Below are 15331 nucleotides of genomic sequence, written 5' to 3' on the forward strand. Positions count from 1 at the left end.
CAGCCCACGCCGAATCGGCGACATCGTCGCCGCCGCGCTACACCTGACCCACTTCGAGTACAAATACCTACCGGAAAGTCGCTGAGATCACTTCACTAACCCTGCAAGACGCAAAAGGCGTAAATCAAACGCCCTCTGAGGACCGTGGAGTATCGGGCATGGCTCGCCGCCAGAACAGAAGGTGCCATGCTGGGATACCGGCGAGGTTTGCGTGCTACGAGCTAGTCAACGGAAGCCGGGGAGGGCAGGGCCGGTTCTGTTGCGCGCGCTCCTCGAGATCAGGCTTCGGCACTTCCGGGTCTCGCAGGGTTTGGTACAACAGCCAGCTGAGCACCGGCATGAGGATGAGCGGCGTCAGCGCGGTTCGCAGCGACGTCGCATCGGCTATCGCGCCGATGACAGGGCTGGCGAGGCCGCCGATGCTGACCGTCAGGCCGAGGGTGATGCCGCTGGCGGTGCCGACCTTTGTGGGTAGGTAGTCCTGCCCGAGGGTGACCTGGAGCGAGAAGGGAACATAGAGGCCGGCCGAGGCCAAGGCCACGAACAGATAGATGGCCGGCCCAGGCACCCACACCACGCCCGTGATCGCAATGACGGTGATCGCGTAGGACCAGCGGGAGACTGCCACCCGGCCCCATCGGGCTGCCGCCGAACCACCCAGGACCGAGCCGATCACACCGCCGAGGTAGAGCACGAACAGGGCGGCAGTGCCCGCCGCAGAGCTGCCGTTCATGCGCTGCTGGGCGTAGAGGGAGATGAACGTGCTCAGGCCGATAAAGGCGATCGACCGGGACACTACGGCCAGCGTCAGCCGCACGAACGAGGCGGTGTCGTCGTGCCCGATCGGCGCTGCCGCTCCACTTTTGGCGCTCTTGCGTTTGACTAGAGCGCGCAGGACGGGCAAGGCCATCGCAGTGCCAGCGAGAGCTGGCACCACCATCAGCGGCGTCCAGCCCAGGCCACCGATGGCCGCGACGGCGGCGACCATCAGCGGCGCGAGCGCGAAGCCGATGTTGCCGCCGGTGGAGAAGTACGCCATGGCGGTGTGGCTGCCCTCGCTGGCTTCGCGGGCGATGCGCGCGGATTCGGGATGGTAGGCGGCCACGCCGATACCGGAGATCGCCACGAAGAAGAGAGTGAGTGTGTAGTTGCCGCTCAGTCCGCTCAGCGCGATGCCCACCCCGCCCAGCATGGTGCTGACGGGCAGCAGCCAGGGCATTGCCCAACGGTCGGTGAGCGCGCCGAACATCGGCTGCGCCACCGAAGACAGCAGTGAGGCGGCGAGCACGATGCCAGATGCCGTCGCGTAGGTGTAAGCCCGTTCGGCGACGAACAACGGCACCAGAGCCGCGACGGTGCCCTGGTAGATGTCGACGCAGGCATGCCCAACGGAGAGCAGAGCGATTGAGGTTTTCCTTCGCACTCGGCGATGGTTCCAACTCACCGCCCTGTCGGGCTTCCGATAAGCTGCCAACTAATGACGGAAATCCGCCACACCCCGGTGGCCCCCACACGCACTCAGCGACTCGCGTCGGGGGGCGAGATCGACGCGCACCGCCACGACGATCACCAGATCGTCTACGCCGCCCGCGGGGTCCTGGCTGTCACGACCAGTGAAGGATCCTGGGTCGCGCCGGGCACGCGCGCTATCTGGGTGCCGGCCGGAACGGTGCACGCCCACCGGGCCTACGGCGAGCTAGACTTGCACATGCTCGGATTGCCGGCAACGGACAACCCGCTCGGCCTGGACACTCCGACCGTGCTCGCCGTCAGCCCGCTGCTGCGCGAACTGATCGTCGCCTACACCCACGACGGGAGCGGAGACAGCCCCGAACGGACCCGCCTGCGCGCCGTGCTGCTCGACCAACTCCGGGCCTCTCCCCAGCAACCGCTGCACGTGCCTGCCCCGACCGAGCCTATGCTGCGCACCGTGTGCGCCATCTTGCAGGCCGACCCGGGCGACAACCGTACGCTCGCGGAACTCGGCCATGAGGTAGGCGCCAGCGACCGCACCCTGTCCCGGATGTTCCGCCGCGACCTCGGCATGACCTTCCCCCAGTGGCGCACCCAGCTACGCCTACACCACGCACTGATACTGCTGGCCGACAAGACGCCGGTCACCGTCGTGGCCCACCGCTGCGGCTGGTCGTCGGCCAGCGCCTTCATCGACGTGTTCCGCCACACCTTCGGCCATACCCCGGGCGCCCACCCGGCCGCCTAGCTAAATGCCGGCTACGACAGTCGAAAGCGGGCACCCAGCGGCGCAGCACCGGTAGGCCGCTGGCGAGGTGCCTGTTCAGGTCCTTTTCCAGCGGCCCCCGGCCCGAACCCGCCGTGCCAGTTTCCCAGCAACGGGCTCTCCAGTGATCGTCACGTGAGAGACTTGGCGGGCGCGCACCCGCCATCACGCAGGACATCCCGGACCGGTTCGGCGTTTTGCATTACGCATACCTCCCGGATGGGTGATATCCGATCACCTGGTCTGCTTCGCCCTGTAGACGGCTTTCCCGCCCTCCTTGGCAGGTCGTGACTCCTGCGACTACTACCAGACCTCCGTCGCCATAGGACTCGCGTCCCGTAGGCGATCCCTCGTTCGTCCCTGTTGTACGTGTCGAGCGGAACGTAGGTGGCCCACTCATCTCCTTGAATACCCTCACTGGGCATCGCCCGCGCCCCGGAGGTTGCGTCAGCAAATCAGTGATACCAACGCAGGGCACGGCACCGGTTCAGACGTCTTTCCGGTGGATGGCGGCTTGCATCAACTGGAGATTAGGCTTCAGGCAATCCAGCTTTCACCATATTCCGCGGGTCCCGCAGCACCTCACACCCCTACGCCTGGACGCGACCACTGCTTTCCTGGCATGCTCTTGTCCCCTTCACCCTTTCGGATCCAGGTAAGCCATCAGACCCAAGAACCTCCCTCCGAGTTCCTCCCGGCTGCACCGGGGATACAACAATGCGCCGCGAGGCGCACCTGTTCTGCCGCAGGCAGCGCGCGGCGGCGCTGGCGCGTCCGTCACTACCAGTCGCCGTTGACCCAGGCACGTGCAGGCGCGACAACGTTTCGGACATTGGGCCGATGAGGGTCGCTCGGCGGTGGGGGTGATCTTCTTGGTCGACGAATACATACATGATAGTGACGACTTAAGGGAGAAAGTAGAACTTTGCCCGAAAAGGGCGGTTGGGTCGGTATAAAGCAGTCGAATCTTCAGCCGATTTCTGTGTACGGTCGAGCGCAATGCAGAAGCTCGTAATTGAGGGGCCCACTTCTGGCTACCGCAGGACAGAGGGACGCAGGTAGCGGGCCAGGGCCATTGCGTTCTCGGGTAACTGCTGGTCACCGTGGCGATCGTGTTCGCCGCCCTCCCGGTCAGCCGCAGGATCGAGGACCGCACCGGCTGGTCGATCAAAAAGTTCGTCCGCACCGCCCGCCGCTACCGCACCGTCGAGATCCAGGCCGGCACCCACACCATCACCGCCGCCGACCCCCTACCCGACGAACTGAACAACGCCCTGGACCGCATCCACGACCGTCGAGGTGCGTACTAATCTGGCCGAACTCGGGATCCACCCCGACGAGCTCGGCTGGCTCCGCGAGGCCCTGCAGATGCTCGCCGGCGACGACCGAGAGGACGAGGACGACCTCGAACCGCTGTGACCGCACCGCCCAAGGCTCGCCGTCCGGGTTGGCCTCGCGGTAGTAAGCAGCGAAAAATCAACGACAACGCTGGTCAGAACGGGTGTAGCCGGACGGCAGTGCCGCTCGTGCCGAGGACCAGTTGACCAGTGCTGTCGTTGGTTTCGGGCTGGAAGCTACAACCGCCGCGTATTCGATCTGATGCGAATACAAGACAGTCTGCGTGCGTACCGTGGCGGAAGTTCGCGCTGCTCGTCGCGTTAGTGGCGGTCTTGTCGACTGTAGACCTCGTCCATTCGGCTCTTTGCCGCGAGGATTGTAGGTACGCCTAGTCTGACCTGCGCGTTTGACAAGCGGGTCGCATCAGATGCGAGAATTTCGCATCTGATGCGAGTGGTGGGAGGTCACTGTCGGTGGACGTGGAACGTGCCGCTCCGGGCTCGGCGGCCCTGCAACTGGCCGACGGCGTCCGGCTGCTGCGACCGGACGAGCAGGTGTTCACCGCGATGCTCGACGGTTGGCGCAACCAGCAACTCGCACGGAACCTGTCCTTCGCCACCGTGGAGAGCCGGCAGCGATCGGTGCGAGCGTTCGCCGAGCACGCGCAGACGCTGCCGTGGCGGTGGACTCCGCAGCTGGTCGACGAGTGGTGCACCGATCTGCGGGCCGTGCGCCGGGTGCGCCGCTCGACGCTGCGCGGCTACCAGGAGGCGGTCCGGCTGTTCTGCGCGTACCTGACCGACCCGGCCTACGGCTGGGTCGGCGAGTGCGAGAAGCGCTTCGGTACGCACCCGGTGCAGGTGGTCCACGAGTGGAACGCCGCCGTCCACGTCGCCGCGGCCGAGGGCGACCCGGCCAAGCGCGCGTTCACCCTCGACGAGATGCAGGCCCTGCTGGACTACGCTGACGAGCAGGTCACCCGGATCCGGGCGGCCGGGCGCAAGGGCTGGCTGCCGGCGTTCCGCGACGCGACCCTGTTCAAGGTCGCCTACGGGTACGGGCTGCGGCGCAACGAGACCCGGATGCTCGACGTGGCCGACTTTGGCCGCAACCCGCACGCCAGCGAGTTCGGCGAGTACGGCGTGCTCTACGTGCGCCACGGCAAGGCGATGAAGGGCTCGCCGCCGAAACGACGGAGCGTGCTGACCGTCTGGGCATGGGTGCCAGAAATCCTCGCCGAGTGGATCGAGGAGATCCGGCCACTGCTGGCCGCCGAAGGTAACGCGGCGCTGTGGCCCTCGGAACGGGCGCCGCGGGTCGGGCTGGCCCAGCTCAACGCGCGGCTGTCGGCCTACCGCGACGCCCTCGGCCTGGACGCCGGGCTGGACTTCCACTCCCTGCGCCGCTCGTATGTCACCCACCTAATCGAGGCCGGCTGGGATCCGTTGTTCGTGCAGCAGCAGGTCGGCCACGAACACGCTTCGACCACGGCGATCTACACCTGCGTGTCGTCGGACTTCCGCACCCGCACGCTGCGGCAGGCTCTCGACGCGACCATGAACGCGGCACTACGACCGGCGCGGAGGGCGGCGCGATGAGCATGAAACGCCAGGTCAGCTACCGGTGGCGGCTGCGGGAGATGATGGCCGCCCGCGGCGTGTTCACCGCCACCGAACTGGTGCCGCTGCTGCACGAACGGGGCATCGACCTGTCCGCCTCCCAGGTCCACCGCCTGGTCACCGGCACACCCGAGCGGCTGTCGCTGCCGGTGCTGGCGGCGTTGTGCGACATCCTGGAGGTCACCCCCGCCGACCTGGTCGTCACGACGGCGGCCAACGTCGCGCCGCGCAAGGCCGTCGCTGGCGACGCCCCGGCGCCGGTGGACCTGGCCACGGTCCGACCCAAGCGCGCCCGCGTGCGACCGGACTGATGGGCCGCAGCTACACCGCTGAGCAGTACGAACGCTGGTTCGTCCGCGACTGCGTCCGCTGCGGTCGGCGAAGTTCCACCGTTCGGTGGCCTGACGGCCAGGTCTGCCGCACCTGCCAAGATCGGGCGTTGCGGACCCAGGGTCGCTGCCCCGGCTGCAGTCACGACCGGCTTTTGGCTGGACGGCGGGCCGAGGACCGGGCTCCGATCTGCACCAGTTGCGCTGGATTCTCCATCTCGTATACCTGCGCCGAGTGCGGGCAGGAGGGCAAGCTGCACGCCGGCCGCCGGTGCACCCGCTGCACGTTCACCCGGCGCGTCGCCGAGCTCCTCGACGATGGCACCGGCCGCATCCGCCCTGAACTGGCGCCCCTGGCCGAGCTGCTGACCAGCATGGACAACCCGCTCACGGGCCTGGCCTGGGTTTCCTCCCGGCACGGGCGCCCCGCCTCGGCTGCGGATCTGCTGCGAGGTCTGGGCCGAGCTGACATCGAACTGAGCCACGATGCGTTCCACCGCTTGCAACCATGGCGAGCTGCCGCCCACCTGCGGGAACTACTCATGCAGTGCGGTGTCCTGCCCCTGATCGACAAGCAGATCCTGCTGTTCGAGAGATGGTTGCTCGAGTACCTGGACGCCATCACCGACATCGAACAGCGCCGGCTGCTGCGCCAGTACGCCACCTGGCATCTGCTGCCCTGGCTGCGCCGCCGCGCCGAACGCGGGCCCGTGAGCCGCAGCACCCGCGGCGAACTCGGACAGCAAGTCCTGCGGGCTGGCGACTTCCTCGCCGGGGTCCAGGAGCAGGGACTCGTCCTCGCCCGGCTCCGGCAGGACGACCTGGACCGCTGGATCGTCACCCATCCGCCGCGTCAACGGCAGCTCCTCAAACCGTTCCTGACCTGGGCCGCCCACGCCGGGCACATGCCACGGCTGCACGTCGCCGCGCACCGACCCGGCCAGCGATCGCCGATCACGCAGCACCGGCGCATCGGACTACTCCGCAAGCTGATCACCGACGACACCGGCGAGCTCCGCGCCCGCGTCGCCGCAATCCTGCTGCTGTTATACGCCCAACCGCTCGGCCGCATCCTGGGCCTGACCATCGACGACATCGACACCACCGGCCCCGACATCCTGCTCCGGTTGGGCGGCCCGCCGACGCCGGTTCCCGAACCCGTCGCCGAGCTGCTGCTGGCGCTACGCGACCAGCGCACCAACATGCGCACCGCCACGAACCGCAACGCCCGCTGGCTGTTCCCCGGCCGCCGCGCCGGCCAACCGTTGACCACCCGCACGATTGCCCCGCTCATCCGTGACCTCGGCGTCCCCACCGTTCCCGGCCGCCTGGCCGCACTGCACCAACTTGTCCTCCAAGCCCCGGCGCCGGTCATCGCCCAGACTCTCGGCTTCCACCACACCACCACCCAGCGCCACCACGCCGCGGCCGGTGGAACCTGGAACCGCTACAGCCCCAGCCGCAACACACCGTGACCACGGGTCCGCTGCTGCCGGATACTCAGTCGCCGTTGCGGCGTTGCAGGGTCAGCGACTGGAAGCGGTAGCCACGACCGGTGTCGACCGGATGGAAGTCCACCACGTCGAACAGTGCGGCGGTGGCGAAGCCGACCAGCTGTTCGTCGGTTCGCCATGAGAAGAAGCGCGGCGGCACGTGCTGATCGTCGTCGATAGGGCCCTCGGTGCTCTCGCTGCCGCCGTACACCCCGACGAAGAAGAGGCCGCCGGGACGCAGGACGGCCCGGATGGCGGCCAGGACGGCGGGCAGGTCGTGGTTGGGCACATGCAGCAGGCAGTTCATCGCGAACACCGCGTCGAAAGAGCCGGGCGGGAAGCCAAGGTGCAGGAAGTTCATCACGTGGGCCTCGATGCCCTTGGCCCGGCAGTGCTCGACCATCACCGGTGACAGGTCCGCCGCGACGACGTCAAGGCCTTCCTGTTGGAAGAAGGCGCTGTCCTGCCCGGTGCCCGCACCGATCTCCAGCAGCCGCGCACCTGATGCCAGACGGTCCCGGAACGCCTGACGTTCCGCCAGCTTCCACGGCTCCTTGGTGAGCCCGTCGCGCCAGGCCGCGCGAGTGTCGTATGCCTGGCGCAACGGGTCGAGAACCTCGTCATATCGGACGTTCATGTCGATCATTATCGTCGCTACCGACGGAGCCCCGAGCGCCGCCCCACTGATACTCAGAGCGACCGACTGTCCGGTTGTCAGCGTGAATAGGCGCCAGTTGGATTACACGACCCTGCCAGTCGGCTGGTCCTAGCAGCGACCGGCGGCGGCTCACTCGGCAGCGATATCCAGTGCCGCGCCGAAGCGTAGGAAGCCGGCGATGCGGGGGGAGAACGTGAGCGGGGTCTGCTCGCCGAGCGACGAGCGCAGGCCCGCCGCCACCTCGGCGTCCGGCTCACCGAACACCTCGAAGTGCTCCACCCGGCAGTGCTTCATGACGTCCTGGATGAACGGGTCCGCGGGTTTCCAGTGCAGGCGGACCGCGTCGGAGTCCCGATAAAGCTGGAAGCTGTGCGCGAGCATCCGCTTCTCGTCCACGAAGGTCTGCACCATCAGCTGCGGGCCATGCTGCTGGGCGAACTCCACGGCTCGGGCGATGGCGTTGCGGAAATCCTCCAGGTGGCCGTCGGTGATTCGCATGGTGTTGCGGAAAAGGAGGTTGTTTCGTCGTGGTGGCTCATGACTCGATTCAGCCTTCCTTCGCTAGCAGCTCGAACAGGCTCGAGAATCCCTGTTCGCCGTGGCCGTCGGCGATCCGGCGATCCATCAGTTCCTTGACCTGGCGCATCCGCATGGCTTCCACGCCGACGGACTCCCGGTGGTCGACCATGTCGTCCATCAGCGCGGCCTGGACGCGGAGCGAACCGAGGTCCGGCGGGTATTCCCCGCTCGCGACCGCCTTGGCGATCGCGGTCAGCAACGGCGGATAAGCGGCCAGCGAGCCGGCGACGCGCTCGGCGAACTCCGTCACGTCGACCCCTTCCGCCCGAACCAGCTTGAGCACGTGCAGAAAGCCGATGAGCATCTCGTAACCCATGGCGACCTGGGCCATGAACTCCACGGCGGCCAAGCCGGCGTCCTCGCCGTGGTAGCCGACGCCGCCCAGCTCCCGCAGGGTCGATGCGTGGGCATCGAAGGCGCTGCGGGAACCGCTGAGCAGGACGGTGATGTTCGGTGTCCCGACGTACGGCGGGTCTCCCATGAGCTTGCCGTCGATGTACTCGGCGCCGCGCTCACTCGCCCAGCGCTCGTTGGCGCGCGCCTGACCAGGTGAGCCGCTCGTGAGGTTCACCAGCACCTTGCCTGCGACCACGTCATCGACCGAGGCCAGCACTTCGTCGACCGCCGCGCCGTCCAGGAGGCAGACCACGACGAGCGGGCTGGCCGCCACCGCCTCCGCGGCCGTCGCGGCCGCCGTGGCGCCGACGTCGACCAGCGGCGCGCTCTTGCTCGCCGTCCGGTTCCAGACCGTCGTGCGATACCCGCGGTCGACGAACGTTCTGGCGATCGCCGATCCCATGGAACCGAGACCGAGCACGGTGACCCGGCTCGCCGCGCTGGTGGCGTTGTCAGTCGCAGCTGTTGTCGTCGTCATGGTGCTCCCTTTCGTATCGGATTCGGATGGAAGGAATGGCCGCTGGCTCGACTCGGGAAGATCACCCGACAGCGGTCATGCTGTGCTCGCCGGGTCGAGGCCCGACAGCTTGTCGGGGTTGAGGATGCCGAAGATTTCGTGGATGCGTCCGTCGCGGATGCCGAAGATGACCAGCTGCCGCTGCTCGCCGATCACGGTCCAGATTGCGGGCTCGCCGTTGGCCTCGGTCAGGCGGGCCTCCTCCAGCGGGTACCGGGACATCAGCCCGGCCACGAATGCCAGCACGTTGGTGCGGCCGGTGACCGGACGCAGCGCGGCGCGCACCACTCTGACCCGACTACGACGCCGAGATGTGCGAACGGAACGGGAGCGATGGTGCCCTCCACTCAACGACGATCACGCACTACCGGTGAGCTGGGCGAACAGGCTTAGCGTACGTTCTCGTTCCTCCACACTCCGAGGGCCGGATCGTCGAGGTCAGCCGGCGAGCGCGGCGGCGATGGCGGGGCCGAATGCGGCGCCGAGCAGGTAGCAGAGGTTGAACTGGCCCATCGCCGTCGATCTGGCGCCGTCGGGCACCGCGGCGGCGGCGCGTGCCGCGAACGCCCCTTGTCCGGAGGCGGCGGCGAGGGAGGTAAGCGCCTGGGCGATGAGGAGGACGGCCGGCGAGAGGCTGAGGCATGCCAGCCCCGCGCCTGCCGCCGCCAGCCCGGGGAAGAGCCCGGCAACGGCCTTCACCGGCGCTTTCGCGGTGGCGGCGATCATCCCGTAGGAGGCCAACCCACCGAACATCAGCGGCCACAGGATGGCGGCTCCCACCTGGCCGCTGGTCCAGTCCGCCTGTCCGGCGAGCAGGGCGGGCAGCAGATAGATCATGCCGAAGTTGGTCGCGGCCAGCAGGAACGCCAGTCCGGACGTCAGGAGGAACACCGGAGCGCGGACGATCGAGGCGGGCACGAATCCGTCGCGCCTAGACCGTAGGTGCAGCGCCAGCAGCCCACCGGCGGCCACGGCGGCCGTCCCCGCGACCGGCCATGAGTGGGGCACGAACACCAGCGCGGTGACCAATGCCGTCAGCAGCACCGCCCCCACCGGGTCGAAGGGTGCGTCCGGCGCCGGGTCGGCGGGTCGGTGGCGCAGCACGCCGGGAACGGCGAGCAGGCTCAGCGCGGGCAGGGCCAGGCCCGCCTGCCAGGACAGCAACTCTCCGGCCAGGTCGGCGATCAGCGGCGCGGTGGAACCGACCGTCGCCAGCGAGGCCGTGACGAGTCCCATGGAGCGCGCCGAGCGGGTGAGGCTCATGGCGATCGTGGTGAACCCGGCAGTGCCGAGCCCTTGAGCCGCGCTGCCGAGCACGAGCGACGGCAGTGAGGGCACGCTCACCACGAGCACTGCGCCCAGGGCGACCAGCGCGGCACAGGTGAGCAGGGCCCGGCGTACGCCCTGGTGGCTCTGCAAGCCCGCCATCAAGGGGGTGCCGATCGCGATGGCCCAGCCGAAGGCGGTGACGATCCAGGTCACGGCGCCCAGAGTCAGTCCGAGGTCGCGGGCGGCGTCCGGCAGGATGAGGCTGGGCCCGGCGACCCCGAAGGAGAGCGGTCCCGCCAGCAGCGCCAGCCAGGCCGCCGGGATCCCGCGGTCCGGAGTTCCGAGCTGATCGGGCGCTCCGGCGTGGGTGGAGGGGGTGGGGGATGAGTTGCTCATCTGCCCTTCCCGCTCGCGGACAGCACCGGGTAGTCGGTGTAGCCGCGGTGGTCGCCGCCGTAGAAGGTCCTCGGGTCGGCTTCGGTGTACGGTCCACCCGCCGCGATCCTGGTGGGCAGGTCGGGGTTGGCCAGCCACAGCCGGCCGAAGGAGATCGCGTCGGCCAGGCCGGAGCGCAGTGCCTGGATCCCGTCCGCGGGGTTCGCTGGCTCCTCGCCGCTCCACGGGTGCGGGTTGAGGACGAGCCGGCCCTCCCACTCGGCGCGGATGAGCTTGGTCACGTCGCGTGTGTCGTTCTCCGAGACGTGCACGTACGCCAGGTCGTACGGTGCGAGCGCGCGGGCCAGCTCCGTGTAGAGGATCTCCGTGTCGCTTTCGTTCATGCCGTTGTAGGTGATGCCGGGTGAGATCCGGATGCCGGCGCGGCCAGGCCCGATCGCGTCGGTGACGGCCTGCACGACCTCCACGGCGAACCTGATGCGCCCGGCCACCGAACCGCCGTAGGCGTCGGTGCGCCGGTTGGTGTTGTCCGACAGGAACTGGTGGATCAGGTAGCCGCTGCCGCCGTGCAGTTCGACCGCGTCGAAGCCGGCGTCCATCGCCAGCCGGGCCGAGGATGCGAAATCCTCGATGGCCTGGTCGATGTCGGCATGCGTCATCTCCCGCGGCGTCGGGCAATCCAGCAGCCCTTCGGGGGTGTAGAGCCGCTCTCCGGAGCAGATCGCCGACGGAGCGATGGGGAGCTCCCCTCCGGGATACAGGCAGGGATGGCCGATCCGCCCGGAGTGCATGATCTGGACCGCGATGCGGCCGCCTCGCCGGTGCACCGCGTCCGTGACCAGCCGCCAGGCCGTCACCTGCTCTGGCGTGTGCAGTCCGGGGGTGTCGATGTAGCCCTGGCCGATCACGCCCGGCTGGGTGCCCTCGGTGATGATCAGGCCGGCAGCGGCGCGCTGGGCGTAGTACTCGGCGGTCAGTTCACCGACGAGCCCGCCACGTGCCCTGCTCCGCGTCATGGGCGCCATGACCAGGCGGTTGGGAAGATCCAACTCGCCGATGGTCACTGGCGTGAAAAGCTCGTTCACGATCACTCTCCTCGTCACGAGATCGTCTTCGTTTCGACGAGGATATGAACGGGCCTCTACGGGCCGAATCGGTAAGGTTTCGGTACCGGGCTACTGGGATCGCGTACGTATCTCGGACGGCACGGCCGTACGTATCCCCGCACGAAAGGCATGGTCTGTTGTTGTATGGCAGGGCGGGCGAGCAGGCCGCGATCCAGGACCTCGTGGACGCCGCGCGTACCGGCCACAGCGGCGGCCTCGTCCTGCGCGGCGAGCCCGGCATCGGCAAATCGGCGTTGCTCGACTGGGCCGCCGAGTACTGCACCGGCAGCGGCGTGCGGATACTGAGGGCCACTGGCATCGAGACGGAGGCCGATCTCGCCTTCGCCGGGCTCGTCCAACTGCTCTGGCCGGTCCAGGAACATCTCGATGCCCTGCCCGCGACACAGGCGTCCGCCCTGCGAGCGGTGCTCGGCTCGGGCGGCTCGCCCGGGCAGGACAGGTTCCTGTCCGGGCTGGCCGTGATGACCCTGCTGGCCTATCTGGCCGACGACGGGCCGGTGCTCTGCCTGGTCGACGATGCGCACTGGCTCGACCATGCCACCGCCGACGCACTGCTGTTCGCCGCCCGGCGCCTTACGGAGGAGAAGGTGGCGCTGCTGTTCGCCGCGCGGGAGGAGGGCTTCGCCGCCCCTGGTCTGCCCGAGATCCGCCCGTCGAGGCTGTCGAAGGAGGACGCGGAACGCGTCCTGGCCCACCGGGGTCTGACCCCCGCGGCGCGGGAGCAGTTGATCGCCGAGTCCGAGGGGAACCCGCTGGCGCTGATCGAATTCTCCTCCGAACGGAGGCGCTACCATGCGGCGGCCGGTCCGATCCCGATCGCTGACCGCGTGCTCGCGTTCTTCCGCTCACGCATCGCCCTGCTGCCCGACAGGACCCGCCTGATGATGCTGATGGCCGCCGCCGAGGGCCGTGGCGACCTGCCGATGCTGCTGAGCGCCGCGGACGCGCTCGGAGTCGGACCGGAAGACCTGGAGGAGGCCGAGAAGGCCGGGCTGGTCGAGGTGAGTGCCGCGGCCATCGCCTTCCGCCATCCTCTGATCCGCACCGCCGTTTACCAGGCCGCGCCGCTGGCGCGACGGATCACCGTGCACCGAGCGCTAACGGACGCGGCCACCGACGACGACTGCCGGATCCGGCACCTCGCGGCGGCGACGACCTCACCTGACGAGGGCGTGGCGGTGGCCTTGACGCGCGCCGCCGAACGAGCTCGCGGTCGGGCCGCCTTCGCCGCCGCCGCCGGGCTGTGGGAACAGGCCGCGACCTTCACCCCACGACCGCGCGACCGGGCCGCCCGGCTGGGCCAGGCGGCGGCGCTGGCGCTCTCGTCCGGCCATGCCGACCACGCCGCCGGCCTCGTCGGCCAGGCCGAGGGCCTGCTGGACGATCCCACGTCCCTCGCCACGCTGACCGAGATACGAGCGGCGGTGGAGTTTGAGCGGGGACAGGGCCAGTCGGCCGCCCGTCTCCTGTTGGAACGGTGTGCAGCTGCGGATCCGGTGCGCGCCGTGCCCATGCTGCGCACGGCGGCCGGGTACGCCTGGCTCTGCGGCGAGGCGGAGGTGATCCGGTGCGCGGCGGCACGGCTGGCCGACATGGGCACACAGGATCTGATGGTCCAGGGACTGGCGCGCCTGATCGACGACGACTACGCGCGCGGCCTGCCGCTGCTGGCACAGTTCGTTGCGCACACGCTGCCTGACGTCACCGGCCAGGCGCCGCGCACGCTGCCGGACGGCGCCACCATGCCGTGGGCCGCCTTCTGCGCGATGGTCATGGCCGACGACGACGCGGCCGCCGCCCTTGCGAGCGCCGAGGTGGCGCGGTTGCGCAGTCAGGGCCTGGTGGGGGCGCTGCCGCAGGTGCTGCAGGATCTGGCCGGAGTGCAGGTGCAGGCCGGCAGGCACCGTGACGCCGAGGCGTCCATCGCGGAGGCCGTTCAGCTGGCTCGTGATACCGGGATGCACCAGCGCATGCCGCGGCTGCACTCGGTGCTGGCCAGAGTGGCGGCGATCGAGGGCGACGAGCAACGCTGCGTCCGACTCGCCAGCGACCAGCCGGACGCCGGTGGCATGACCGGCCTCGCCGCACTCTGCCTGCTCGACATGGGACTCGGACGCTACGACCGGGTGCTGGAGCGGCTCGAGGCCGCGGCGCGAGGACCGCTGCGCCACCTGACGGTGCTGGTCACAGCCGGAGCCGAGCAGGTCGAGGCGGCCGTGCGGCTGGGCGAGCCCGAACGGGCCCAGGAGCCCCTGCGCCGCCTGGAAGCCTGGGCACGCGCCGGGAACCAGCCATGGGCCGAGGCGGTCAGTGCCCGCTGCCGCGGGCTGCTGAGTGACGACGAGGACGACTATCTGCGCGCCCTGGCGGCGCACCGGCGCGCGGACCGGCCTTTCGAACAGGCGCGCACCGAGCTGGTGTACGGCGAGTGGCTGCGCCGGGCCCGGCGCAGCACCGACGCCCGCACCCCGCTGCGGGCGGCGCTGAAGACCTTCGAGCGGTTGCGGGCCGCGCCGTGGCGGGCGCGGGCGGAGGCGGAGCTGAAGGCGACAGGAGAATCCGTCCTGGCAGCCCGGCCGGCGGCCGCCGCCCCGCTGGAGCGGCTCACGCCGCAGGAACTCCAGGTCGTGCGTCTGGCCAGGGACGGGAGCACAAGTCGCGAGATCGCTGCGCACCTGTTCCTCAGCCCGCGCACGATAGAGCACCACCTTTATCGGGCCTACCGCAAGCTCGGCATCCGGTCACGCCGGGAGCTGGCCCGCCTCGACCTCACCTGAACCACGCCGAGATTCGCGCAGCCGTGCTCTTGGCCTCCGAATAGAAGCAGCTCGGCGAGCCGGGCTTACTGTCAGATTTGTTGACGGACGGCCTCTGGCCAGGCCAGCCTTACGCACGAGCAGCGCCAGGTCGAGCGTGGTCCGGAGCTGGTGCCGCAGTCGGCCCTTCGCGCGGAGCGAGCAATGAGCTCTCCTCCCGTCGGCTGCAGCCTTCCAGCAAATGAAAACCGTTGTCAAACCGTAGGTCGGCAAGTCGCCGGTCGGTTGCCGGGAGTCGGGGCTTCGAGTCTTGGTCGACAGCTGTCCTACCTGGAGCCTCGCACCCATTGATCACTGGGCCTGCCGCACCCGTCCTGAGCTGCAAGATCAGCTTGGAAAAGGCTCAATGCCAGAGCCACCCGCCGCGCCAGCCATCGCCCCACGACCTCATCACCACCGTCACCAGCAGCTACCCCATTACGCAATGACCCTGCCCGGGATCCGGGGTCGCTCCTGGCTGCTAACCTCGGCCTTTCACGGCGATCGTGATCTTCGATGGGTGGTGAGTCGGTAGATATAGCGAAGTGCCTGCCACGTAAGGAAAACTGCCCGGTG

The 15331-nt window shown here is 68.9% G+C and carries 12 protein-coding genes and 1 pseudogene; 6 read left to right on the forward strand and 7 right to left on the reverse strand.

From position 1 onward, the window contains the following. Positions 1-214: 214 nt before the first annotated feature. Complete coding sequence (locus ACFYML_RS35895) at positions 215-1423, reverse strand: MFS transporter (protein ID WP_387424888.1); 1209 nt, start codon at positions 1421-1423, stop codon at positions 215-217. Between the two features lie 54 nt (positions 1424-1477). Here ACFYML_RS35895 and ACFYML_RS35900 point away from each other — a divergent pair, with 54 nt between their 5' ends. The 5 genes and pseudogenes from ACFYML_RS35900 (at position 1478) to ACFYML_RS35920 (ending at position 7000) form a co-directional block, all read left to right on the forward strand. Beyond that, positions 1478-2221 (forward strand): AraC family transcriptional regulator, encoded by a 744-nt coding sequence (locus ACFYML_RS35900; protein ID WP_387424890.1) that lies wholly within the window; start codon positions 1478-1480, stop codon positions 2219-2221. Positions 2222-3342: 1121 nt separating this feature from the next. After that, positions 3343-3549, forward strand: a pseudogene (locus ACFYML_RS35905) (IS1634 family transposase); the annotation flags it as partial. A gap of 582 nt (positions 3550-4131) precedes the next feature. After that, positions 4132-5175 carry a tyrosine-type recombinase/integrase gene (locus tag ACFYML_RS35910; RefSeq protein WP_387424901.1) on the forward strand — a complete coding sequence of 348 codons (1044 nt, stop codon included), beginning with the start codon at positions 4132-4134 and terminating at the stop codon, positions 5173-5175. Beyond that, positions 5172-5507, forward strand: a complete 336-nt coding sequence (locus ACFYML_RS35915; protein ID WP_130511759.1) for a helix-turn-helix transcriptional regulator — start codon at positions 5172-5174, stop codon at positions 5505-5507. Before ACFYML_RS35910 ends, ACFYML_RS35915 begins: the two co-directional genes overlap by 4 nt. Before the next feature lie 173 nt (positions 5508-5680). Further along, positions 5681-7000: a hypothetical protein gene (locus ACFYML_RS35920; RefSeq protein WP_387424891.1), complete on the forward strand. Its 1320-nt coding sequence runs from the start codon at positions 5681-5683 to the stop codon at positions 6998-7000. A gap of 25 nt (positions 7001-7025) precedes the next feature. Here the strand turns inward: ACFYML_RS35920 and ACFYML_RS35925 are convergent, their stop codons facing one another. From ACFYML_RS35925 to ACFYML_RS35950, 6 genes are all read right to left on the reverse strand, one after another. After that, positions 7026-7664, reverse strand: coding sequence for a class I SAM-dependent methyltransferase (locus ACFYML_RS35925; RefSeq protein ID WP_387424893.1), 639 nt, complete (start codon positions 7662-7664; stop codon positions 7026-7028). A 141-nt stretch (positions 7665-7805) separates the two neighbouring features. Beyond that, entirely contained in the window at positions 7806-8174 is a 369-nt protein-coding gene (locus ACFYML_RS35930; protein WP_387424894.1) for a hypothetical protein, read from the reverse strand. 49 nt (positions 8175-8223) lie between these two features. Continuing rightward, a complete protein-coding gene (locus ACFYML_RS35935) occupies positions 8224-9129 on the reverse strand; it encodes an NAD(P)-dependent oxidoreductase (RefSeq protein WP_387424895.1) in 906 nt (301 codons plus the stop codon). Positions 9130-9204: 75 nt separating this feature from the next. Further along, complete coding sequence (locus ACFYML_RS35940) at positions 9205-9453, reverse strand: hypothetical protein (RefSeq protein ID WP_387424896.1); 249 nt, start codon at positions 9451-9453, stop codon at positions 9205-9207. Between the two features lie 153 nt (positions 9454-9606). Next, positions 9607-10833, reverse strand: coding sequence for an MFS transporter (locus ACFYML_RS35945; RefSeq protein ID WP_387424897.1), 1227 nt, complete (start codon positions 10831-10833; stop codon positions 9607-9609). Continuing rightward, positions 10830-11918: an alkene reductase gene (locus tag ACFYML_RS35950; RefSeq protein WP_387424899.1), complete on the reverse strand. Its 1089-nt coding sequence runs from the start codon at positions 11916-11918 to the stop codon at positions 10830-10832. The genes ACFYML_RS35945 and ACFYML_RS35950 overlap by 4 nt, the downstream gene beginning before the upstream one ends. Positions 11919-11962: 44 nt before the next feature. On the opposite strand from ACFYML_RS35950, the gene ACFYML_RS35955 reads away from it, so the two are divergent. Continuing rightward, complete coding sequence (locus tag ACFYML_RS35955) at positions 11963-14737, forward strand: ATP-binding protein (protein ID WP_387424900.1); 2775 nt, start codon at positions 11963-11965, stop codon at positions 14735-14737. The last annotated feature ends 594 nt before the right edge of the window (positions 14738-15331 follow it).

It is taken from the genome of Micromonospora sp. NPDC007230, assembly GCF_042869115.1.
Taxonomy (GTDB): Bacteria; Actinomycetota; Actinomycetes; order Mycobacteriales; family Micromonosporaceae; genus Micromonospora.